Annotated in this window: 20 protein-coding genes; 7 read left to right on the top strand and 13 right to left on the bottom strand. The window is 67.6% G+C overall.

What is annotated here, in order from left to right:
* Positions 1-40: 40 nt before the first annotated feature.
* The 8 genes from ACN5W5_RS14350 to ACN5W5_RS14385 all read right to left on the bottom strand — a co-directional run bounded on the left by ACN5W5_RS14350 (position 41) and on the right by ACN5W5_RS14385 (position 8,829).
* On the bottom strand, positions 41-1,093 hold the full coding sequence (locus ACN5W5_RS14350) for a VWA domain-containing protein (RefSeq protein ID WP_420049274.1): 1,053 nt from the start codon (positions 1,091-1,093) through the stop codon (positions 41-43).
* 32 nt (positions 1,094-1,125) lie between these two features.
* A complete protein-coding gene (locus ACN5W5_RS14355; RefSeq protein WP_420049164.1) occupies positions 1,126-2,208 on the bottom strand; it encodes a DUF58 domain-containing protein in 1,083 nt (360 codons plus the stop codon).
* A gap of 15 nt (positions 2,209-2,223) precedes the next feature.
* A complete protein-coding gene (locus tag ACN5W5_RS14360) occupies positions 2,224-3,225 on the bottom strand; it encodes an AAA family ATPase (protein ID WP_420049165.1) in 1,002 nt (333 codons plus the stop codon).
* 13 nt (positions 3,226-3,238) lie between these two features.
* The gene (locus tag ACN5W5_RS14365) at positions 3,239-4,183 is read right to left on the bottom strand and encodes a S1C family serine protease (RefSeq protein WP_420049166.1); all 945 of its coding nucleotides are present in this window, start codon (positions 4,181-4,183) and stop codon (positions 3,239-3,241) included.
* Positions 4,184-4,243: 60 nt separating this feature from the next.
* Positions 4,244-7,141: an aconitate hydratase gene (locus tag ACN5W5_RS14370; RefSeq protein ID WP_420049167.1), complete on the bottom strand. Its 2,898-nt coding sequence runs from the start codon at positions 7,139-7,141 to the stop codon at positions 4,244-4,246.
* 181 nt (positions 7,142-7,322) lie between these two features.
* Positions 7,323-8,192 (bottom strand): hypothetical protein, encoded by an 870-nt coding sequence (locus tag ACN5W5_RS14375; protein WP_420049168.1) that lies wholly within the window; start codon positions 8,190-8,192, stop codon positions 7,323-7,325.
* 103 nt (positions 8,193-8,295) lie between these two features.
* A complete protein-coding gene (locus ACN5W5_RS14380; RefSeq protein WP_177135629.1) occupies positions 8,296-8,454 on the bottom strand; it encodes a DUF3309 family protein in 159 nt (52 codons plus the stop codon).
* A gap of 30 nt (positions 8,455-8,484) precedes the next feature.
* Positions 8,485-8,829, bottom strand: coding sequence for a collagen-like protein (locus tag ACN5W5_RS14385; protein ID WP_420049169.1), 345 nt, complete (start codon positions 8,827-8,829; stop codon positions 8,485-8,487).
* A 186-nt stretch (positions 8,830-9,015) separates the two neighbouring features.
* Between ACN5W5_RS14385 and yegQ the strand changes: the two genes are divergently transcribed.
* On the top strand, positions 9,016-10,398 hold the full coding sequence (gene yegQ, locus ACN5W5_RS14390; protein ID WP_420049170.1) for a tRNA 5-hydroxyuridine modification protein YegQ: 1,383 nt from the start codon (positions 9,016-9,018) through the stop codon (positions 10,396-10,398).
* Positions 10,399-10,408: 10 nt separating this feature from the next.
* Here the strand turns inward: yegQ and ACN5W5_RS14395 are convergent, their stop codons facing one another.
* Positions 10,409-10,810, bottom strand: coding sequence for a hypothetical protein (locus ACN5W5_RS14395; RefSeq protein ID WP_420049171.1), 402 nt, complete (start codon positions 10,808-10,810; stop codon positions 10,409-10,411).
* A gap of 122 nt (positions 10,811-10,932) precedes the next feature.
* Between ACN5W5_RS14395 and ACN5W5_RS14400 the strand changes: the two genes are divergently transcribed.
* The gene (locus ACN5W5_RS14400) at positions 10,933-11,766 is read left to right on the top strand and encodes a helix-turn-helix domain-containing protein (protein WP_420049172.1); all 834 of its coding nucleotides are present in this window, start codon (positions 10,933-10,935) and stop codon (positions 11,764-11,766) included.
* Between the two features lie 146 nt (positions 11,767-11,912).
* Positions 11,913-12,788, top strand: coding sequence for a Rossmann-like domain-containing protein (locus ACN5W5_RS14405; protein WP_420049173.1), 876 nt, complete (start codon positions 11,913-11,915; stop codon positions 12,786-12,788).
* Positions 12,789-12,836: 48 nt separating this feature from the next.
* Here ACN5W5_RS14405 and ACN5W5_RS14410 read toward each other — a convergent pair whose 3' ends face one another.
* The 4 genes from ACN5W5_RS14410 to ACN5W5_RS14425 form a co-directional block, all read right to left on the bottom strand.
* Positions 12,837-14,720: a DUF3592 domain-containing protein gene (locus ACN5W5_RS14410; protein ID WP_420049174.1), complete on the bottom strand. Its 1,884-nt coding sequence runs from the start codon at positions 14,718-14,720 to the stop codon at positions 12,837-12,839.
* Positions 14,721-14,822: 102 nt separating this feature from the next.
* Positions 14,823-17,423 carry a bifunctional aconitate hydratase 2/2-methylisocitrate dehydratase gene (gene acnB, locus ACN5W5_RS14415; RefSeq protein WP_420049175.1) on the bottom strand — a complete coding sequence of 867 codons (2,601 nt, stop codon included), beginning with the start codon at positions 17,421-17,423 and terminating at the stop codon, positions 14,823-14,825.
* Between the two features lie 69 nt (positions 17,424-17,492).
* Positions 17,493-18,515: an HpcH/HpaI aldolase/citrate lyase family protein gene (locus ACN5W5_RS14420; protein WP_420049176.1), complete on the bottom strand. Its 1,023-nt coding sequence runs from the start codon at positions 18,513-18,515 to the stop codon at positions 17,493-17,495.
* Positions 18,516-18,533: 18 nt separating this feature from the next.
* A complete protein-coding gene (locus ACN5W5_RS14425; RefSeq protein ID WP_177135620.1) occupies positions 18,534-19,520 on the bottom strand; it encodes a malate dehydrogenase in 987 nt (328 codons plus the stop codon).
* 225 nt (positions 19,521-19,745) lie between these two features.
* Here ACN5W5_RS14425 and ACN5W5_RS14430 point away from each other — a divergent pair, with 225 nt between their 5' ends.
* The 4 genes from ACN5W5_RS14430 to sdhA all read left to right on the top strand — a co-directional run bounded on the left by ACN5W5_RS14430 (position 19,746) and on the right by sdhA (position 23,377).
* Positions 19,746-20,582, top strand: coding sequence for a GntR family transcriptional regulator (locus ACN5W5_RS14430; protein WP_420049177.1), 837 nt, complete (start codon positions 19,746-19,748; stop codon positions 20,580-20,582).
* A 161-nt stretch (positions 20,583-20,743) separates the two neighbouring features.
* Positions 20,744-21,175, top strand: a complete 432-nt coding sequence (gene sdhC, locus ACN5W5_RS14435; RefSeq protein WP_420049178.1) for a succinate dehydrogenase, cytochrome b556 subunit — start codon at positions 20,744-20,746, stop codon at positions 21,173-21,175.
* A gap of 26 nt (positions 21,176-21,201) precedes the next feature.
* On the top strand, positions 21,202-21,567 hold the full coding sequence (gene sdhD / locus ACN5W5_RS14440) for a succinate dehydrogenase, hydrophobic membrane anchor protein (RefSeq protein WP_177135618.1): 366 nt from the start codon (positions 21,202-21,204) through the stop codon (positions 21,565-21,567).
* Positions 21,568-21,571: 4 nt separating this feature from the next.
* A complete protein-coding gene (sdhA, locus tag ACN5W5_RS14445; protein WP_420049179.1) occupies positions 21,572-23,377 on the top strand; it encodes a succinate dehydrogenase flavoprotein subunit in 1,806 nt (601 codons plus the stop codon).
* Positions 23,378-23,407 lie beyond the last annotated feature (30 nt).

Genomic DNA, 23,407 nt, shown 5'->3' on the forward strand with positions numbered 1-23,407 from the left:
GCCCGGGCTTGGGCAAGCCGGGCCCACCGGCAAGGCTGATCTACAGCACGCGGTTGAACCAGAACAGCGACAGGCCCGAGGCAAGCAGCACCAGCAGTGCGGCCACCAGCGCCAGCAGGCCCGAGATCTCGGTTTCCTTTTTCTCCACCGTGAGCCGCGTGCTCAGGGTCTCGTAGACCTTCTTCAGGTTCTCGGCCGTCCCGGCGTAGAAGTACTCGCCCTGGGTCGTGCGGGCGACTTCCTTGAGGGTGTCTTCATCGAGCCGCACCCGCATGGACCAGCCTTCAAAACCGATCACCTCGCCGCTCACGGTGCCCACACCCACGGTGTACACGCGCACACCCCGGTCAGCGGCCATCTTGGTGGCCTCCTCCGTGTCCACGCCGGTGGTGCGCTGGCCGTCGGTGAGCAGGATGATGGCGGCCGAGGTGTAGGAGCCGGGGGGCACGGGTTCGAACGCTTTCTTCTCGGTCTGGGGCTGGTCGATGGCGCGACCCTGGGGCGCAAACGGATCGTTGTGGCGGCCAAAGGTCATGTTGCCCAGGTCGATGCCCTGGTCCGGGAACAGCTCCGAGAGCGCCACCACGATGGCGCTGCCGATGGCGGTGGCGCGCTGCAGCTGGAACTTGTCGATCGCGGTCACCAGGTCTTCGCGGCTGAGCGTGATGGGTTGCACCACCTGCGCCGTGCCGGCAAAGGCCACGATGCCGACGCGCACATGGCGCGGCAACTCGGCCAGAAAGGCCTTGGCGGCGTTCTGCGAAGCGACCAGCCGGTTCGGCTCCACGTCGGTGGCGCGCATGCTGCCCGACACATCCATGGCGAGGATGATGGTCTGCTGGGTCGACGGCAGCAGGATCGTCGCCATGGGTCGGGCCGAGGCCAGCAGCATGGCGGCAAAGGCGAACAGCAGCAGCACCGGCGGCACGTGCCGGCGCCAGCCCGGGCCTTTGCCCATGGCCTCGCGCACGATGGCCAGGCTGGCAAAACGCAGGGCCGTCTGCCGGCGCCGCCGCAGCAGCCACCAGTACAGCAACACCAGCAGCGGCAGGATCAGCAGCAGCCAGAGCAACTGGGGCCACAGAAAGGACACCGGCGACTGGGCCAGCAGGGCGTTGAGGCTGTTCATGCGCGTGCTCCGAGGTGCGCCGGCAACGGGCGGCGCGGTTGGGCGCGGCGCTTGCGCATGTCCACAAACCGCAGCACGGCGTCGGCCAGGTCGTCGTCGGTGGCGAGCTCCAGGGTGTCCACACCGGCGCGGGTCAGGCTCTCGCGCAGCTGGGCTTCGCGCTGCGCGGCGATGCGGGCAAAGCGCTGGCGAAAGCCGCTGTCGTGCGTGTCGACCAGCAGTTGCTCGCCGGTTTCGGCGTCGCGCACGGTGACCAGCCCCAGGTCGGGCAGGTCCAGCTCCAGAGGGTCCAGCAGGCGCACAGCCACCACATCGTGGCGCCGCGCGAGTTCACCCAGCGGCTGCTCCCAGCCGGGTTCGCTGATGAAGTCGGACACCACGAACAGCGTGCAGCGCTGGCGCACCGTGTGGGTGGCGGCGCGCAGCAGGTCGGCCAGGCGGGTCGAGCCGTCTGAAACAGCGCCTCCCAGGGACACCGCCGGGCCGGCTTTGCCGGACGGCTGGTGTCGCCCCCTTGAGGGGGTCGCGCGCAGCGAGGCGGGGGTGTGATCCAAGTCACGGCGCCGGATCATCTGCATCAGTTGCAGCACCTGGTTGCGCCCGCCGCGAGCGGGCAGCACCGCATCCACCACCGGCTGACCGCGCGATCCGTACAGCACCGCGCCCACGCGGTTGCCGTGGCGGCTGATCAGGCGCGCGAGCACCGCCACGAAGCCCAGCAGCACCTGGCTCTTGCGCTGCTCGCCCGAACCGAAATCCACCGAGGGGCTGAGGTCCAGCAGGAACCAGGCCGCCATCTCGCGGTCTTCGGTGAACACGCGCACGTGCGGTGTCTGCAGCCGCGCGGTGACGTTCCAGTCGATATGGCGCACGTCGTCGTGGTGCTGGTATTCGCGCAGGTCGGCCAGGTCCAGGCCACTGCCGCGCATGAGCGTGCGGTAGTCGCCCTGCAGCAGGCCGTCGAGCCGGCGGATCACGGTCCACTCCAGCTCGCGCAGCAACGCGTCGGCCCGCGCCGCCTGCGCGACCACCGGCGGCTCAGGGGCTTGGGAACGGGATTTGAACAGGCCGAACAGCATGGTGGTGCCTCTGCTTCAAGCGGCCTTTCTGTCGTGCTCCAGCGGCTTGGCTGGCGGCGTGACGGCGTCCATGATGCGCGCGATGAGCGCGTCGCTGTCCAGCCCCTCGGACAGGCCCTCGTAGGACAGCACGATGCGGTGACGCAGCACGTCGGGCACCAGATCGCTCATGTCCTCGGGCAGCGCGTAGTTGCGCCCGCGCAGCATGGCCAGCGCGCGCGCGCCTTCCACCAGACCGATGGTTGCGCGCGGGCTGGCGCCGTAGGTGATGAAGCGTGCGGTGTCTTTCAGGCCGTGTTTCTCGGGCGTGCGCGTGGCCGACACGAGCCGCACGGCGTACTGCACCAGCGCCGGGTCCACATAGACCTGGCGGCACTGCGCCTGCAGCGCGGCGAGCTGGTCGGTGGTGGCCACGGCCTGCACCTGCACGGCGGGACCGGTGACGCGCTCGACGATGACGTATTCCTCTTCATCGGTCGGGTAGTCCACCAGCACCTTCATCATGAAGCGGTCCACCTGCGCCTCGGGCAGCGGGTAGGTGCCTTCGGTCTCGATCGGGTTCTGTGTTGCCATCACCAGAAACGGGCTGGGCACCTTGTGCGACTCGCCCGCGATCGTCACCTGCCGCTCCTGCATCACCTCCAGCAGTGCGCTCTGCACCTTGGCCGGTGCGCGGTTGATCTCGTCGGCCAGCAACAGGTTGGCAAACACCGGCCCCAGCGCGGTGCTGAAGTCGCCGGTTTTCTGGTTGTAGATGCGCGTGCCCACCAGATCGGCCGGCACCAGGTCGGGCGTGAACTGGATGCGCTTGAACTGCCCCTGCACCACACTGGCCAGCGTCTTCACGGTCAGCGTCTTGGCCAGCCCGGGCACCCCTTCGACCAGCAGGTGGCCCTGCGCCAGCATGGCCACCATGACACGCTCCAGAAAGCGGTCCTGGCCGACCACCACGCGCTTCACTTCGTACAGGATCTGCTCCATGAGCTGGGCGGTGTCGGGGGCGTTGTTGTCGCTCATGAAGCACTCCTGTTCAGAATGGGGGAAGGCCGACGGCGCCGGCAGCGCTTTCAATCGGCACGGCAAAACCGATACCGACAAAGGTGCGGTGGTTGGTGGGGTTGAGGATGCCGGTGACGATGCCGACCACCTCACCGTCCATGGTGACCAGCGGCCCGCCGGAATTGCCCGGATTCGCCGCCGCGTCGAACTGGATCAGGTTGTCGATCTCCTGTTCGCCTTCGGGCGACCTGAAGGCGCGACCCAGACCCGATACGACACCCGCCGAGGTGGAAGGGCCGATGCCGAAGGGAAAACCCACGGCCACCACGTGGTCACCCGCCACCAGGTCCCCGGTGCTGCGCAGGGTGGCGGCGTGCAGGTCGTCGGGAATGGTGTGGGCCTGCAGCACGGCCAGGTCGTTTTCAGCCTGCACACCGGTCACGGTGGCCGCCGATTCGGAGCCGTCGGCAAACACCAGTTTGACGGTCTGCGCGGACTGCACCACGTGCAGGTTGGTCAGGATGACGCCCTTGTCGAGGATCACCACGCCGGTGCCCACGCCGTGCTCCACCTCTTCGCCCTTCTTGTCCTTCACGAAGGACATCACGCGGACCACGGCGGGACGGATTTTCTCGGCCGCGCGCGCCGCCGCCGAGGGCAGGTTCTGGGTCGTGAGCGTGCGCAGCACCGCGGCGTCGATGTCTTTCTGGGTCAGCGCCCTGGCGCCCACCGGGCCCTGCGTCCAGATGTTGGCCAGCAGCAGCGCGCCGAGAAAGGCCAGCGCGGCCCACATCATGCGCGGGTTGATCGCCGCGCGGGCCAGGCCGGCACGCCAGCCGCGCCGTGCGGTCCGGACGGGTGGGGGCCCGGTCACCACACGATCGGTGTCCGGGGGGGCGTCCAAACCCACCGGGTGCCCGCCCGCTGGCGCAGGGCCGGCGCGGGCCGATCGGCTGTAGAGGGCAGGCTTGCGCACGGCGGCTCCTGAAACGCTGGGGGGCGATGTGGCACATCATGCCGCGTTGCGGCGCGTGGCTCAAGCTCCCAGCAGTTGCCTGAGCACGTAGGGGAGGATTCCGCCCGCGCGGTAATAGTTCACTTCCACCGGCGTGTCGATGCGCAGCGTGAGCGCAACCTCGCGGCGCTGCCCGTCGGGGCGCGTGATCACCATCGTGGCCTCGCTCTGCGGCAACAGTTGCGGGTGGGGCAACACGTCGATCCGCTCCTCGCCGGTGAGCCCCAGGCGCTCCCAGCTGTCGCCGGGTTTGAACTGCAGTGGCAGCACGCCCATGCCCACCAGGTTGCTGCGGTGGATGCGCTCGAAGCTGCGCGCCACCACCGCCTTGATGCCCAGCAGCTGCGTGCCCTTGGCCGCCCAGTCGCGGCTGGAGCCGGTGCCGTATTCCTCGCCCGCGAACACCACGGTGGGCAGGCCCGCGGCCTGGTAGCGCATGGCGGCGTCGAAGATGCTCATCTTCTCCGCCGCACCGCCGCCCTGGTACAGCGTCCAGCCGCCCTCCTCGCGCGAGCCGTCGGGGCCCGGCGGCAGCATCAGGTTCTTGATGCGAACGTTGGCAAAGGTGCCACGCATCATCACCTCGTGGTGGCCGCGGCGCGCGCCGTAGCTGTTGAAATCGGCCTTCAGCACGCCACGCGCCAGCAGCCACTGGCCTGCGGGCGATTTCTCGGCGATGTTGCCGGCGGGCGAGATGTGGTCGGTGGTGATGGAGTCGCCGAACAGGGCCATGACGCGCGCGCCGCGCACGGCCGGGGCCTGCTCGGCCGGCTGGGCCAGCTCAAAATGTTCGAAGAACGGCGGCTCGGCGATGTAGGAGCTGGCCGGCCAGGTGTAGGCGTTGCCGCTCACACCGTGGATGCGCTCCCAGAGTTTGCCGGGCTCGCTGGCGACCCGCGCGTAGTTCTCGCGGTAGGCCTTGCCGTTCATCGCGAAGCGCATCAGCTTGTGGATCTCGTCGCTGGTCGGCCAGACGTCGCCCAGGTACACCGGCTTGCCGCCTTTGCCCAGCCCCAGCGGCTCGGTCATGAGGTCTTTCATGACGTTGCCCGCGATGGCGTAGGCCACCACCAGCGGCGGGCTGGCCAGGAAGTTGGCCTTGAGGTTGGGGTGGATGCGCGCCTCGAAGTTGCGGTTGCCCGAGAGCACGGCCGCGCACACCAGGTCGTTCTGCGTGATCACGGCGTTGAGCTCGGGCGTGAGGTCGCCGGCGTTGCCGATGCAGGTGGTGCAGCCATAGCCCGCGAGCGAAAAACCCAGCTTCTCCAGGTAGGGCAGCAGGCCGGTGGCCGTGAGGTATTCGGTGACGATGCGTGAGCCCGGGGCCAGCGAGGTCTTGATGTGCGGCCGCACTTTCAGTCCCGCCTCCACCGCCTTCTTGGCCAGCAGGCCGGCGGCCAGCAGCACGCCGGGGTTGCTGGTGTTGGTGCAGCTGGTGATGGCGGCGATCAGCACGTCGCCGTTGCCGATGGACAGCTTTTTCTGCACGGCGTGCGACTGCGGCTCGGCCCCGGCATGGGCCGTGGCGCGCGCCGGCTTGTTGGCTTCCATCTCGGCCTCGAAACGCGGCGCGCCGGCCGGGGTGGGTGTCGCCTTCTCGGGCGCCGGGGGGTCGGCCGGCTCGCCCAGCTCGGGCTGGAAGCGCGTGTGCAGCAAATCGGCCGGGCGGTTGAAGCCGTTCTGCGCGTTGGGCTTGCTGAAGAGATCGGCGAACCGCTGCGCCACCTGGCCCAGCTCGATGCGATCCTGCGGGCGCTTGGGGCCGGCCAGACTGGGCGTGACCTGGCCCAGATCGAGCCGGACCACCTGCGAATAATGAATATCGCCCGAGGCCTGCGAAGCCCCCGCGGCGCCGGGCACGCCAAACAGCCCCTGGGCGCGGAAGTAGGCTTCGAAGGCTTCAATCTCGGCCTTGCTGCGGCCGGTGCCACGGAAATAGTCGAGCGTCTTCTCGTCCACCGGGAAAAAGCCCATGGTGGCACCGTATTCGGGCGCCATGTTGGCAATCGTCGCGCGGTCGGGCAGCGCGAGCGAGGCCGTGCCCTCGCCGAAGAACTCGACGAACTTGCCCACCACCTTGTGGCTGCGCAGGATCTCGGTCACGGTGAGCACCAGGTCGGTGGCGGTGCAGCCTTCGCGCAGGCGGCCGGTGAGCTCGAAGCCCACCACGTCGGGCGTGAGGAAGTACACCGGCTGGCCCAGCATGGCGGCCTCGGCCTCGATGCCGCCCACGCCCCAGCCCACCACGCCGATGCCGTTGATCATGGTGGTGTGGCTGTCGGTGCCCACCAGGGTGTCGGGGTAGTACAGGCCGCCCTTCAGGTGCACGCCGCGCGCCAGGTACTCCAGGTTCACCTGATGCACGATGCCGAACCCCGGCGGCACGACGCCAAAGGTGTCGAAGGCCTGCATGCCCCATTTCATGAACTCGTAGCGCTCGCGGTTGCGCTGGAATTCGAGCTTCATGTTGAGGTCGAGCGCGTTCTTCGTGCCGTAGTAGTCGACCATCACCGAGTGGTCCACCACCAGGTCCACCGGCACCAGCGGCTCGATGCGTTTGGGGTCCTTGCCCAGGCGCTGGGCCACGCTGCGCATGGCCGCCAGATCGGCCAGCAGCGGCACGCCGGTGAAGTCCTGCAGCACCACGCGCGCCACGGTGAAGGGGATCTCCTGCGTGCGCGCCGCGCTCGGCTGCCACTGCGCGAGCTGGGCCACATGTTCCGGCGTCACGCGCTCGCCATCGCAGTGCCGCAGCACGCTTTCCAGCACGATGCGCAGCGACACCGGCAGGTGTTTCACCCCCGGGTACTGCTTCGCCAGCGCCGGCAGCGAATAGAAACGGCCGCTTTTGCCCGAAGCGGTCTTGAAGGTCTTGACCGTGGATGCGAACGGATGGGCGTAGACGGCGCTGGGGGACATGCCTGGCTCCTGAGGGAATCGTCGGTGGAAACTCGGACCATTCTGTCAGCAGCCTGTTTCACCGTGCTGCCAGTAATGGCATGTCGCGCGGGTGTGCGCCCACCGTTCTGGCCCGGTCGGCAGCGCGCCCAGGTCGGCACCCGGCCGGGTTGGGCGTGCGCCTGGGCAGGACATAGCCGGATCAGTTCCGGCCGCGGTTGTGCTCTCCGTCCCTGGGCTTGCGTCCCGGTTCCTTGCGGGGAGGCGGCGCTGCGCGGCAGCCCGGTGAGCCGGGTTCGCAGGCTTGCGACCGATCTTTCTTCGACGGCTGCCGCTGGGACGGCCCGTCGCTGGAGCGCCGGTCGCTGTCGGAGCGCGGCCCGATGCGGGCCGGCTGCTCGCGCGACGACTCACGGCGCGAATCGGGGCGCGCGTCGGGCTCGACACGCCGCTGCAACACCGGTGCCGGGGCTTTCAGATGCTGGCGCGACACCGCCTCGCGGGGCACGTACCGGTCGTGCTCCGAGCGGATCTTGCGCTGCTGCTCGACCGCGTGGGGATAGCGGTCGCCGGGGTATTTCTGCTGGTAGCGCGGCAACGGGGCCGCGGCGGGGGTCTTGTTGCGGTCCCAGCGGTCCCACCCCGGTCGGCGCTGCGCCCAGCCACGCCCCCAGTGTTCGTCCCACCGGGGCGGCGCGTCCGCGCGCCAGCCGCTGAAGTGGCCGGGCGGGTGGCGGTAATAGCGCACGGGGATGCGCAGCACGAACAGGGGCACGTAGTCCCGGCTGGTCAGCGCCCAGGGGCCGTTGTACCAGCTGCTGGCGTACCAGTTGTCGTCGGTGTAGACCCAGTACAGGCCGTCGTAGAAAAAGTAGTTGGCGCTCGCCTGGGGGTCGTAATAGACCGGGTAGCCGGGCACCGCGACCAGCGTCGGGTACGAAGGCATGTTGACCCCGATCTGGACACCCGGCAAGCCGATCTGGATGCCCACACTGACCTGCGCGTGCAGCGCTGTGGCGGGAAGAATGGACAGCGCCAGAGCGATGCCCAGGGTACGAAGAGCGGTGTTCATGCAGGTCCCTTGGATTCAAGACAGCGAAGCGCGGTCACATCCAGGGTGACCCGAATGCCTGTCCACACCACTTTTCGGGTGTGAACAGGTCCGTTGAAGCCCGTCAGATGCGCCCCATCAGGAGCAGCACCACCAGGATGATCAACACCAGGCCCAGCCCGCCGCTGGGACCGTAGCCCCAGCCTTTGCTGTGTGGCCAGGTCGGGAAGGCGCCGATCAACATCAGGATCAAGACGATGAGAAGGATGGTTCCGAGGCCCATGGCAGTCTCCTTGTATGGCGTGGAAAAGACTCAGTTCGCGGGCGCCGCAGGACGGGGCACCACGATGACGGTGTCGCCGGTCTTGCCGGTATCGCCCGTGTTGCCGGTATTGCCCTGCGCGCCGGTATCACCCGTGCTGCCCGTGTTGCCCTGTGCGCCTGTATCGCCGGTGCTGCCTGTACTGCCGGTGTTGCCTGTGAAGCCTTGATCGCCGGTGGCGCCGGTGGCACCCGTTGCACCGGATTCGCCCGCAGGACCGGCGGGGCCGGGCACCGTGACGGTGGCGGGCGGCGTGTTGACCACCACAGGTTCGCGGTCACAGGCGGCCAGACCGATGGTGGACAGAAGCGCCAGCAGCAAGAGGGAGTTTTTCATGGGGATTCCTTGAGTGTCAACGGGTGTGGTTCGTGCGGTTGCACCGCTCACACGGATCACCGGTTGGACCAAACTGTCCAATCGGCATGAACCGAGCGTAGCGACCGCTTCGCACCGGGTCTGTGCGCTGGCGAACACGGGCCCGAATTCAGGGCCGCAACCGCCGGTTTGCGGGACAATTCGGGGGTGAACTCCAAAGCCCCCGAACTCCTGCTCCCCGCCGGCACGCTGCAACGCATGCGCGCCGCCTACGACTTTGGCGCCGACGCCGTCTACGCCGGCCAGCCGCGCTACAGCCTGCGCGCGCGCAACAACGAGTTCCGCATGGAACAGATCGCGGAGGGCATTGAAGAAGCCCACGCGCGCGGTAAAAAGTTCTTCGTCACCAGCAACCTGATCGCCCACAACGACAAGCTGCGCACCTACCTGCGCGACCTGCAGCCGGTGGTCGAACTCAAGCCCGACGCGCTCATCATGGCCGACGCCGGCCTGATCATGCTGGTGCGCGAGCAGATGGAGAAAGGCCTCTGGCCCGAGGTGCCGATCCACCTCTCGGTTCAGGCCAACACCACCAACAGCGCGGCGGTCAAGTTCTGGCAGAAGCAGGGGGTGAGCCGCATCATCCTGTCGCGCGAGCTCAGCCTCGATGAAGTGGCCGCGATCCGCAACGACTGCCCCGACATCGAACTCGAAGTCTTCGTGCACGGCGCGCTGTGCATCGCCTACTCCGGTCGCTGCCTGCTGAGCGGCTACTTCAACCGCCGCGACCCCAACCAGGGCACCTGCACCAACGCCTGCCGCTGGGAGTACAAGACCCAGGCTGCGACCACCGACACCGACACCGGTGAAGCCGTGCCGCTGGCGCAGCTCGACGGCTTCAACTTCGCCCAGGAAGACGAAGAAGCGGCGAGCGCCTTCTCCACCGTGGGCAACGGCCAGCGCCACCCCGAGGCCAACAAGGTCTGGCTGATCGAAGAAGCCGGGCGTCCCGGCGAGCTGATGCCCATCATGGAAGACGAGCACGGCACCTACATCATGAACAGCAAGGACCTGCGCGCCGTGGAGCACGTGGGCAAGCTGGCGGCCATGGGCATCGACTCGCTGAAGATCGAGGGCCGCACCAAGAGCCACTACTACGTGGCGCGCACCGCGCAGGTCTACCGCCGCGCCATCGACGACGCCGTGGCGGGCAAGCCCTTCAACCCCGAGCTGCTGCTGGAGCTGGAAGGCCTGTCCAACCGCGGCTACACCGGCGGCCTGATGGAGCGCCGCCCGGCGCAGGACTACCAGAACTACATCACCGGCCACTCGGCCAGCCAGCGCAGCCAGTTCGTGGGCGAGGTGCTGCAGGTGCGTGAAGACGGCTGGACCGAGGTCGAGGCCAAGAACCGCTTCGCCGTGGGCGACCGGCTGGAGGTGATTCACCCGAGCGGCAACCGCGTCGTGCAGCTCGACGCCATGCGCAACCAGGACGGCACCGCCATCGAGGTCGCGCAGGGCAGCCCGATCCGCGTCTGGGTGCCGCTGGGAGCGCCGACCGAAGGCGCACTGATCGCGCGGTTGATCTGAGCCATCGCGCTCAGGCCACCGCCAGGCTCTGCGCCTGACGGCTGCCCGCCCACTCCAGTTCGGCCAGACCGAACACGAACACCGCCTGCAGCAACACCCAGACCACGCCCAGGCTGGTGAGCGGCAGGCCAGCGCCCCAGGCCACCCACACGCTGGCAGCCACCCAGAGGAAGTTGCCCGCCGCGAGCAGGCGCACGCCCACCGCCGGAGGCAGGGCCCGAGACGCCAGAGCGCCCGACAGCAGCGCCGCGCCACAGACGATCACACCCGACACCTGCAGCCAGGCCAGCGGCAGGCCCAGCCATTCGGACAACAGGTCGGACAACCCGAAGTGGGCCACGGCCATACCCAGGCCACTGGCGGCATCCAGCCAGAGCACGCGACGCAACGCAGAAACCGACAGATTCAACATGGTGAACTCCTTGAAGGGGTTGAAAAGAAGGAACGGGAGCCGCCATGCTCGGCCGGCGCCCGCACCGGGTCCATGACCCTGCAGGTCATGGACCGTCGGCGCGCCCGCTCTACCATGTGCCCATGCACGCCCCCACCACCCTCGCCGCTCCACCCACGCGCCGCACCAGCGTCGGCGACCACCTGCGCCACTGGCGCCAGCTGCGCCGCCTGAGCCAACTCGACCTTGCGGCCGAGGCCGAGCTGTCCACCCGCCACCTGAGCTGCGTGGAAACCGGCAAGGCCAGCCCCAGCCGCGAGCTGGTGCTGCGGCTGTGCGAGCGGCTCGCCGTGCCGCTGCGCGAGCGCAACGCCTGGCTGGTCGCGGCGGGTTACGCGCCCATGTACCGGGAGCACGCCATGGACGACCCGAGCATGCAGGCCGCGCGCCGCGCCGTACAGCACATCCTGGACAGCCACCAACCTTGGCCCGCCGTGGCCTTCGACCGGCACTGGAACCTGGTGATGGCCAACCGCATGGTCGCGCCGCTGCTGGCCGGTGTGGCGCCCGAGTTGCTGCAGGGACCCGTCAACCTGCTGCGCATCAGCCTGCACCCGGGCGGCCTGGCGCCGCGCATCGCCAACCTCAACCAGTGGCGCGAGCACCTGTTTGCGCGCCTGCGCCAGCAGATCCACCAGACGGGTGACGAAGGCCTGGCCGACCTGCTGACCGAACTGATGGCCTACCCGTCCCAGCCCGCCGACGCCGCGCAACGCCTGGACGGCGAACACCCCGGCGTGCTCATGCCCTTCCTGTTCCAGACGCCGGGCGGCACGCTGCACCTGATCAGCACCACCACCGTGTTCGGCTCGCCGGTGGACATCACGCTGCAGGAACTGGCGTTGGAGACCTTCTTCCCTGGTGACGAGACCACCGCCGACGCCTTGCGCGCGATGGCCGCCGGGCTCGCCGGCTGAGGGCTCGCGGCAGGTCCGGCGGTGCCCCCGGCTGGGTCCACTTCATTCACCGCGGGTCGCGCTCCGGCCCCGCCAGGTGCCAGAATCGGACCACCGGTGCCGTCCCTGCGGAGCCCGCAACGCCGTCACGCCATCCTCCAGCCGCCATGAACCCGATACCCTCCATCGCCTCGGCCATCCTCTCGCAACTCGCGGCCATCGCGCAGCGGCATCCCGCGCCCCGGGTGCGCCGTCTGCACGTGCCCCGCCGGCCAGACACCACGGGCGCCGCGGGTGAGCACGATGCCGAGTTCTGCGCCATCGAGCTGGAAGACGGCGGATTTGGCCTGTCCTATGTGTTGCTCGGCGACACGCTGGCCGCGCTGCTGCGCGCGCACGGCGGCGGTGACGGGCCCTTGCAGGGCGCAGACCCGCTGGCCCTCGCGCAACGCCTGGCCGGTGGCAGCGCGGTCGAGCGCGCCATTGCACTGGCTGCCGTCAACGCCCTGACCGACTCGGTCTGGCGCCGGGTGGGCTACGAGCCGCCGCCCGCGGGCAATTCGCTCGGCGACGTGCAACTGACCGCGCATGACCACCTGGGCATGATCGGCTTCTTTCCGCCGCTGGTGAAACGCGTCGCCGAGGCCGGCGGGCGGCTCTCGGTGGTGGAGATGAACGCCGAGATGGTCGCGCGCCAGCGCGAGCGTTTCCCGAACGTGCACATCACGCTGGACCGCGCCGACCTCGCCCCCTGCAACGTGGTGGTGGGCACCTCGACCATGCTGCTCAACGACACGCTGGACGCCATGCTCGCCGCGGCGCCGAATGCGAAGCGCTTCGCGGTGATCGGCCCTTCGGCCGGGCTGTGGCCGGACGCCCTGTTCGAGCGCGGTGTCACGCTGCTGGGCGGCACACGGGTGACCGATCCCCAGGCCTTCAGCGAGGCCATGGCCGCGGGCACATCGTGGAGCGAGGCCACACGCAAGTTCGCCATCGCGCGCGACGGCTGGCCAGGCTGGCGCACGCTGTCCGGCCTGCCCTGACCAACCCCTGCCGGCCCGCATCCACCGCGGCCCGCACCGACACGACACCTACAGCCAGCCGGGCCCAGCGGCGAGCAACAGCAGCCACAGGGTCCAGACCAGCCAGCCCGCGGCAGGCCGCCACGACGCCCCGGATGGCGGGCGCAGGGCACCGGGGGTGAAGCGCCCGGCCCGGTGCTCCCGGGCCGCCTGCAGCGCCTGCGCCACTGCCACCGCCGAAGCCGCCCCGGGCAGGCCCGGCGTCAGCCGGACCGAGGGCCCGGAGGCCACCTCGCGGGCATGCAGCGCGTGAAACGCCGTCGTGGCCCGTCCGCTGCTTTGTGTGTAGAGCAGCTTGTGGAACAGGTGATCGAGCGACGCCAGCGGGAACACCCGCGTCCGGCGCCACATCCAGGAGGCCAGCTCCCGCTCCACACCGTCGTCGCGCACCCGCAGGCGCCATTGCCGTGTACCCGCGTGCAAGACAAACAGCAGCAGGAACGCCACTCCCCACCAGAGGCCGGAGCCCAGCGCATCGGACCAGGAAGCGCGCGGCCCCGACGTCCACCACAGCCCCGAGAGAACCACCACCGGCACCATCGCCAACGCGGCCGCCCAGCGCCACCCGCTCTGCCGGAACCGCATCTCCCAGGCATCGGATTGCTCGACCACCTGGACCTGGTCCGGCAATGGCAGTGGCGATGGAGCGTCGCCGGCCGACCACCCTTCGTGGCGCGGCGCAATCGCCTCCTCGTGCCCCCAGACCGCCCGGCGGTCAAACCGGTCGGGCGCGGCCATCGGGTGGCCCGCAGACCGGGCTGGCGTCTCCTGAACCGGCACGTCGTACGACACCTCGACAGCCCCCTCCGCCGTCAGGATTTCCAGCCGCCAGTCGACCCGTTCCCCCGAGCGCCGGCCGCCATGCATGGGCGCGTCGGCGGGCAGCTCAAAGCGCGCGTGCCACCGCTCGCCGCCGGCCATGTCGGGCATCGCCGTCGCCACCCGCTCAAAGGCCTCCACCTGCCGTTCCTGGGTGCCTGAGCCAGAATCGTCCACCCGGTACTGCGCGAGCCGCAGCCGCCGGCCAGCAGGCGCTGAGTTCTGCAGCGCGCGGGACGCCAGCGCCAGTTCCACCTCGAAGGACTCCCCGGCCTGAGGCCCGGCCGGTACGAAGCGGACCGAGGTCCCAGCAAAGCGCCACGCCAGTACCGACTGCCGCCAGGCCAGCGTGAGCACGCCGATACCGATCACCACGAAGACCGACACAAAGACCTGGGCCCACCAGGGCGAACCGCCCATCCAGAACAGCGCCGCCATCGGAAACGAGATGCCACACCAGAACAGCGAAAAAACCCAGAGCCCGCGCTGGCTGCGGCTGGCCGAACTGCGAGCGGCGGCGGCATCCAACGCGCCGCCATCACGCCCCGACAGCGCGCGCCAGAACACCCACAAGGCCCCCAGGCCAACGCCCGTGAACACCAGCGCAAACGGCAGGTGGAAGATGGCCTTGGCCCAGCGGATGTGAGGATCCAGCACCGACCTCGTCGGGTCTGCGGGGTCCACCCAGACCGTGACCGGTTGACCCCGGTCCCGGGCCGAACTCAGACGCGCGTGCCATTGCTGGTGCCAGTCCCCGATGTTGTCCGAACCGGCTGCCGGATCCAGCCCGACGCGGGAGGATTCGTGGGTACGGCCAGCGGCGGTGTACCGGTAGCGGACCTGGACCGCATAGGTGGTGCTGTCGCTGCCCTGGTTCGATGTGAGCTGGCTCGACAGCACCTCGGCCGGTACCGCCTGCCAGGACCGGACCTCCCAGGCGGCGCTCATCGTGCGGGCCAGTGGCAGCACGCCGAAATACAGCCCGCCACCGCCAAACGCCAGGGCAAACACCGCGCTGAACAGCAGGGTGCCCAGCCGCGCTGCGATGCTCCATGGCGCCTGTGATGTCCTCATGCGGTCAGCATAACAAGGCGCCTGCGCTCGCCGGGATGGCGACGCATCGGCAAAAAAAAACGGCCCCGGAGGGCCGTTCTCAATTGCTCAGCGCGCGGACGATCAAGCCGTCACGCCCTTGGCGGTTTCTGCGTACTCTTCGATCTGGTCGAAGTTCAGGTACTGGTAGATCTTGCTGCCGTCCTTGTTGATCACGCCCATGTCGGCCTGGTATTCGGCCACGGTGGGAATGCGACCGATCTTGGAGGCGATCGCTGCGAGCTCGGCCGAGGCCAGGTACACAAACGTGTTCTTGCCCAGGCGGTTCGGGAAGTTGCGGGTCGAGGTGGAGACCACGGTCGCGCCTTCGCGCACCTGCGCCTGGTTGCCCATGCACAGCGAGCAGCCGGGCATTTCGGTGCGGGCACCGGCGGCGCCGAAGACGCCGTAGTGGCCTTCCTTGGTCAGCTCGCTGGCGTCCATCTTGGTTGGCGGGGCGATCCACAGCTTGACCGGGATGTCGCGCTTGCCTTCGAGCAGCTTGGACGCGGCACGGAAGTGACCGATGTTGGTCATGCAGGAGCCGATGAACACTTCATCGATCTTGGCGCCGGCGACTTCGCTCAGCAGCTTGGCGTCGTCCGGGTCGTTCGGGCAGCACAGCACCGGCTCGGTCAGTTCGTTCAGGTCGATCTCGATCACGGCCGCGTATTCGGCGTCCTTGTCGGCTTCGAGCAGGTTCGGGTTGGCCAGCCAGGCTTCGACTTTCTCGATGCGGCGCTGCAGCGTGCGCGCGTCGGCGTAACCGTCGGCGATCATGTTCTTCATCAGCACGATGTTGCTGGTGAGGTATTCCTTGATCGGAGCGGGGTTCAGCTTCACGGTGCAACCGGCGGCCGAGCGCTCAGCGGAAGCGTCGGACAGCTCGAACGCCTGTTCGACTTTCAGGTCGGGCAGGCCTTCGATTTCCAGGATACGGCCGGAGAACACGTTCTTCTTGCCGGCCTTGGCCACGGTCAGCAGACCGGCCTTGATGGCGTACAGCGGAATCGCGTGCACCAGATCGCGCAGCGTGATGCCGGGCTGCATGGTGCCCTTGAAGCGCACCAGCACCGATTCGGGCATGTCCAGCGGCATCACGCCGGTGGCGGCGCCGAAGGCCACGAGGCCGGAACCGGCGGGGAAAGAAATGCCGATCGGGAAACGGGTGTGCGAGTCACCGCCGGTGCCCACGGTATCGGGCAACAGCAGGCGGTTGAGCCAGCTGTGGATCACGCCGTCGCCCGGACGCAGGGACACGCCGCCACGGCTGCTGATGAACTTGGGCAGTTCGCGGTGCGTCTTCACGTCGACCGGCTTGGGGTAGGCCGCGGTGTGGCAGAAGGACTGCATCACCAGGTCGGCACTGAAGCCCAGGCAGGCCAGGTCCTTCAGCTCGTCGCGGGTCATCGGGCCGGTGGTGTCTTGCGAACCCACGGTGGTCATCTTCGGCTCGCAGTAGGTGCCAGGGCGCACGCCCTGGCCTTCCGGCAGACCGACGGCGCGGCCGACCATCTTCTGCGCCAGCGTGAAGCCGGCCTTGGTCGCCACGGGCGTGGTGGGCAGGCGGAACAGCGTGGAGGCGGGCAGGCCGAGGAACTCGCGCGCCTTGGCGGTGAGCGAGCGGCCGATGATCAGGTTGATGCGGCCGCCGGCGCGCACTTCGTCGAACAGCACGTCGCTCTTGAGCTTGAACTCGACCACGGTTTCGCCGTTGCGCACGATCTTGCCGTCGTAGGGCATCACGTCAACGACGTCGCCCATTTCCAGCTTCGTCACGTCGACTTCGATCGGCAGCGAGCCCGAGTCTTCCTGCGTGTTGAAGAAGATGGGCGCGATCTTGCCGCCCAGCGTGACGCCGCCGAAGCGCTTGTTCGGCACGAAGGGGATGTCCTGGCCGGTGGCCCAGATCACCGAGTTGGTGGCGGACTTGCGCGAAGAGCCGGTGCCCACCACGTCGCCCACGTAGGCCACGAGGTGGCCCTTTTTCTTCAGGTCTTCGATGAACTGCATCGGGCCGCGCTTGCCGTCTTCTTCGGGCTTGAAGGCCGCGCCTTCGCGGGTGTTCTTCAGCATCGCCAGGTAGTGCAGCGGGATGTCGGGGCGGCTCCAGGCGTCGGGCGCGGGCGACAGGTCGTCGGTATTGGTTTCGCCGGGCACCTTGAACACGGTGACGGTGATCTTCTTGTCGACTTCGGGGCGGCTGGTGAACCACTCGCCGTCGGCCCAGCTCTGCATCACGTCCTTGGCATGGGCGTTGCCGGCCTTGGCTTTTTCGGCGACGTCGTTGAAGAAGTCGAACATCAGCAGCGTCTTCTTCAGCGCGGCGGCGGCCACGGCGGCGACTTCGGCATCGTCCAGCAGCTCGATCAGCGGGTGCACGTTGTAGCCGCCCACCATGGTGCCGAGCAGTTCGGTGGCCTTGGCCTTGGAGATCAGGCCGACCTTTTCATCGCCGTGCGCGACCGCGGCCAAAAACGAGGCCTTGACCTTGGCCGCATCGTCCACGCCCGGGGGCACGCGGTGCGTGAGCAGGTCCATCAGGAAAGCGTCTTCTCCGGCCGGCGGGGCCTTGATCAGTTCGATCAGGTCGGCGACCTGCTTGGCTTCAAGCGGCAGCGGCGGAATGCCCAGGGCGGCGCGTTCGGCAGCGTGGGCGCGGTAGTCGGTCAGGAAGGTCGACATGGTTTTCTCCAGAGGGGTGGGGAAGGAACTGTTATGAGGGAAGACAGGGAGCGTGGGGACCAAGCAAACTCAGTGCCCCACGGCTTGGACCGTCGCCAGGGGCGCCGATGGGGCTGATTCGAACCAGTGGCGCACGGATTCGGGCACGGCATGCCCGGTCTGGTGCGCCCGTTCGAGCACCTGCCAGTAGAAGCGATAGCTCGCGCGGTCGTGCAGGCGGCCGTCGAACTGCACCGGCGCCCAGTCGGCGGCGGCGGCGCGTTCGATGATGCCGGCGGCCGTGTCGATCTCACGGTCTTCGGGCGCAAACGCGGCCAGGATCGGCCGGATCTGGTCCGGGTGGATGCTCCACATGCGGGTGTAGCCCAGCTCGCGGGCAGCCTTGTGCGCGGCGGCCTGCAACGCGGCGGGATCCTTGAACTCGGTGACCACGTTGTGCGAGGGAACCTTGCCGTGTGCGTGACAGGCCGAAGCGATCTCGATCTTGGCGCGCAGCACCAGCGGGTGGCTGAATTGACCGGCCACGCCCATGCCATCGGCCGGGATCGCGCCGCCATGGGCCGACACAAAATCCATCAGGCCGAAGCTGAGCGATTGCACGCGCGGGTGGGCGGCGATGTCAAAGGCGCGGTGCACCGCGGCGGGCGACTCGATCAGCACATGCAGCGGGAGTGAGGTTGCACCGGCGGCGTCCATGGCCGCGACAGCACGCTGCACATCGGCAACCGACTCGACCTTGGGCACCATCAGGTGCGTCAGGTGCGATGCGGCCTGGCCCGCGATGGTCGCCACATCGGCGTCGAACGCGGGGTGGTCCACCGGGTGAACGCGCACGGCCACGCGGGCTTCGGACGCGGCGGCCAGGGCCAGTCCGGTCACCAGCGCCGCGTGATCGGCCTCGCCGCCCACAGGTGCACCGTCTTCGCAATCCAGCGTGACGTCAAAGACACAGGTACCGAACTCGGCCGCCATCTCGGCCTGCAACTGCAGGCTCTTTTTCATCCGTGCTTCCACACCGCTGTAGTGGTCGCAGACCGGCAGCGCGAACGCGCCGGCCTGGGCAACGAGGAGGATGTCGCGCGGATGGATCACGCCGTGGTTACCAACGGGTTACAGGAGGTGCTTGACGCCGTCCTGCTCGCCTTGCAGCTCGGCCAGGGTCTTGTTGATGCACTCTTGCGAGAAGGCGTCGATGTCCAGGCCTTCGACCACGGTGTATTCGCCGTTGGCGCAGGTGACCGGGAAGCCGAACATGACTTCCTTGGGGATGCCGTACCAGCCTTGCGAGGGGATGCCCATCGTGACCCATTCGCCGTTGGTGCCCAGGGCCCAGTCGCGCATGTGGTCAATGGCGGCGTTGGCGGCCGAGGCGGCGGAGCTCAGGCCACGCGCTTCAATGATGGCCGCGCCGCGCTTGCCGACGGTGGGCAGGAACACGTCCTTGTTCCAGACCTGGTCGTTGATCATGTCCTTGACCGAAGCGCCGTCGATGGTGGCGAAGCGGTAGTCGGCGTACATCGTGGGCGAGTGGTTGCCCCACACGGCCAGCTTCTTGATGGAGGACACGGCCTTGCCGGTCTTGGCGGCCAGCTGGCTGGCGGCGCGGTTGTGGTCCAGGCGCAGCATGGCGGTGAAGTTGCCCGGCTTCAGATCGGGGGCGGCCTTCATGGCGATGTAGGCGTTGGTGTTGGCGGGGTTGCCGACCACCAGCACCTTGACGTCACGAGAAGCGACGGCGTTGAGCGCCTTGCCCTGGGTCGTGAAGATGGCGCCGTTGATGGCGAGCAGTTCAGCGCGCTCCATGCCGGGACCGCGCGGACGTGAGCCGACCAGCAGCGCGTAGTCGGTGTCCTTGAAGGCGGTCATCGGATCGCTGTGGGCTTCCATGCCAGCCAGCAGCGGGAAGGCGCAATCTTCCAATTCCATCATCACGCCCTTGAGCGCCTTCTGGGCCTTCTCGTCAGGGATTTCCAGCAACTGCAGGATCACGGGCTGATCTTTGCCCAGCATTTCGCCCGAGGCGATGCGGAACAACAGGGCGTAACCAATTTGACCTGCGGCACCGGTGACGGCAACACGAACGGGCTTCTTGCTCATGGTGAAAACTCCAGAAAAGGACGTTGGATAAATGAAAAGCGGACGGGAAGAACCCCGGGTCCGGGACCTCACGAAGCGCGGGTAAACCCGCAAACCGTGAACCAGGCTCAGCCTTGAAGTGTACCCTCGCAAACCCTGATTGGTCAATTTGTCTTATGTCTTATATAAGATATCATTGACCTCGTCGCCGGACACCCACGGTGACACCATCGAGTTCACAAAACCATGGCCACCCCACCCACCTTTCTGCCCGATCCGTCATCAATGGACACCCGATCCACAGAGGATCCGGGTGCACAGAACAGCGGCGACGCCATCGGTTCACCCGGTCAGGGTGCCCCGGCGTTCAGCCCGCTGTACCAGCAGATCAAGACCCTGATCCTGCGCAGCCTGCAGGCCGGCGAGTGGAAACCGGGCGACATGATTCCCAGCGAGTTCGATCTGGCCGCTCGCTACCGTGTGAGCCAGGGCACGGTGCGTAAGGCCATCGACGAACTCGCCACCGACAACCTGCTCGTGCGCCGACAGGGCAAGGGCACCTTCGTGGCGACCCACGCCGAACAACACATCCAGTACCGCTTTCTGCGCCTGCTGCCCGACACCGGCTCGCTGGAAGCCCAGGGGCCCGCCGAGCGGCGCATCATCGAGTGCCGCCGTCTGCGCGCACCGGCGGAGGTCGCGCGCCAGCTCGCCTTGCGCACCGGCGATCCGGTGCTGCAGGTCCGTCGGGTGCTGGCCTTCGGCGGCACGCCGGCCATTCTGGAAGACCTGTGGTTGCCCGGAACAGCCTTCAAGGGACTCACGCAGGAAACGCTGGCCGAAGACAAGGGCCCCATGTATGCGCTGTTCGAGACCCAGTTCGGCGTGCGCATGGTGAGGGCCGTCGAAAAGCTCAAGGCGGTCAACGCCGATGCCGATACCGCGAGCTGGCTCGGCATCGAAGCAGGACATGCCCTGCTCAGCGTCGAACGGCTGGCCTACACCTACAACGATGTGCCCATGGAACTGCGCCGCGGCCTCTACCGCACGGAAACCCGGCACTACCACAACGAATTGAGTTGAGCGCCATGGTCCGCATCGCCATCAACACCAGCCGCACTCGCACCGTGTCAGGCAACGGTATGCTGCGTTGCAATAGAATTTGCGGGCCCGTGGTCTGAGTTACCAACGAGTTACAAGAAACCTTCCAACCTCCCTGCATCCTCACCGGAAGAAAGCCCACCATGACCGAGTTGACCAAGAAGCGGCCCGAATTCCGCAACATCAACGCCTTCACAGACTTGACCACCTACCGCCTGCCACTGGCGGGTTGGGTGTCGATCCTGCACCGCGCCAGCGGTGGCCTGATGTTCATCCTGTTGCCGCTGATCGTCTGGCTGTTTGACACCTCGGTGTCGTCCGAGCTGTCCTTTGAACGCTTCAGCGCGGCCTTCTCTGCCGGCATCGGTTTCGTGCCGGGCTGGTTCTTCAAGCTGGTCGTGCTCGCCATCATCTGGGCCTACCTGCACCACCTGATCGCCGGCCTGCGCCACCTGTACATGGACGTGGCCCACGCCGTCAGCAAAGAGTTCGGCAAATCGTCGGCCATCGTCACGCTGGCCCTGAGCATCGGCCTCACGCTGGTCCTGGGCGCCAAGCTGTTCGGCCTGTACTGAGCACGGTCATCAAGAGGAACAACCCCATGTCTGTCAACTTCGGTTCCAAGCGCGTCGTCACTGGCGCCCACTACGGCCTGCGCGACTGGCTCGCCCAGCGCGTCACCGGCGGTCTCGTCGCCCTCTTCACCTTCATCGTGCTCGCGCAGGTGATTTTTTCCAGCGGCCCCATGGGCTACGAAACCTGGGCCGGCATCTTCGCTGCCCAGTGGATGAAGGCCCTGACCTTTGTCGTGTTCGTGGCCCTGGCCTGGCACGTATGGTTCGGCATGCGCGACATCTGGATGGACTACGTCAAGCCCGCCGGCATCCGCCTTGTCCTGCACATCTTCACCATCGTCTGGCTCGTGGCCTGTCTGGGCTGGGCTGTTCAAGTTCTCTGGAGGCTCTGAAGCCATGACCGTTACTGCAAATCTTCCCAAGCGCCAATTTGACGTCGTGATCGTCGGCGCCGGTGGCTCCGGCATGCGCGCCTCGCTGCAACTCGCCCGCGCCGGACTGAAAGTGGCCGTGCTCTCCAAGGTGTTCCCGACCCGTTCGCACACCGTGGCCGCCCAGGGCGGCGTGTCGGCCTCGCTCGGCAACATGAGCGAAGACAACTGGCACTATCACTTCTACGACACCATCAAGGGTTCGGACTGGCTGGGCGACCAGGACGCCATCGAATTCATGTGCCGCGAAGCCCCGAAGGTTGTCTACGAGCTCGAACACTTCGGCATGCCGTTCGACCGCAACCCCGACGGCACGATCTACCAGCGCCCCTTTGGCGGCCACACCGCCAACTACGGTGAAAAGCCGGTGCAACGCGCCTGCGCTGCGGCCGACCGCACCGGCCACGCCATGCTGCACACCCTGTACCAGCAGAACGTGCAGGCCCGCACCACCTTCTTCGTCGAATGGATGGCACTGGACCTGATCCGCGACGCCGACGGCGACGTGATCGGCGTGACCGCGCTGGAAATGGAAACCGGCGAAACCTACATCCTCGAAGCCAAGCAGACCCTGCTGGCCACGGGTGGCGCAGGCCGCATCTTCGCCGCCTCCACCAACGCCTTCATCAACACCGGCGACGGCCTGGGCATGGCGGCGCGTGCTGGTGTGCCGCTGCAGGACATGGAGTTCTGGCAGTTCCACCCCACCGGCGTGGCCGGCGCAGGCGTGCTGCTGACCGAAGGCTGCCGCGGCGAGGGCGCGATCCTGCTCAACAGCGAAGGCGAGCGGTTCATGGAACGCTACGCGCCCACACTGAAAGATCTGGCCCCGCGCGATTTCGTTTCGCGCTGCATGGACCAGGAAATCAAGGAAGGCCGAGGCTGCGGTCCCAACAAGGACTACGTGCTGATGAAGCTCGACCACCTGGGCGCCGAAACCATCCGCAAGCGCCTGCCCTCGGTGGAGGAAATCGGCCACAACTTTGCCAACGTCGACATCACGCGCGAACCGATCCCCGTGGTGCCCACCATCCACTACCAGATGGGCGGCATCCCGACCAACATCAACGGTCAAGTCGTCACGCCCGATGGCAGCGGCTCGCAAAAAGTGGTCAATGGCCTCTACGCGGTCGGCGAATGCGCCTGCGTGTCGGTGCACGGCGCCAACCGCCTGGGCACGAACTCGCTGCTGGACCTGCTGGTGTTCGGCCGCGCCGCAGGCAACCACATCGTCGAGAACAACAACAAGCTGCAGGTGCACAAGCCCCTGCCGGCCGACGCCGCCGACAAGACCCTGGCCCGCCTCGCGCGCCTGGATGCTTCGAGCGAAGGCGAATACGCCCAGGACGTGGCCAACGACATGCGCGCCATCATGCAGCAGCACGCCGGTGTGTTCCGAACCCAGGCCAGCATGGACGAAGGCGTCACCAAGATCAACGCCCTGCGCTCGCGCGTGGCCAAGATCACCCTGGGTGACAAGTCCAAGGTGTTCAACACGGCGCGCATCGAAGCGCTGGAAGTGGACAACCTGATGGAAGTGGCGCAAGCCACCATGACCTCGGCCGCAGCCCGCAAGGAATGCCGCGGTGCGCACACCGTGAACGATTACGAGCGCCCCGCCGACGACGCCCAGTTCCCGCTGGGTCGCAACGACGCCGAGTGGATGAAGCACACGCTGTGGGACAGCGCCACCAACAGCCTGTCGTACAAGCCCGTCAACTTGAAGCCGCTGACCGTGGAATCGGTGCCCCCGAAGGTTCGCACCTTCTAAGCACCCACCCAGAACCGAACAAGCCCGGAG

The organism is Hydrogenophaga sp. ZJX-1 (assembly GCF_048590325.1).
Classification (GTDB): Bacteria; Pseudomonadota; Gammaproteobacteria; order Burkholderiales; family Burkholderiaceae_C; genus Hydrogenophaga.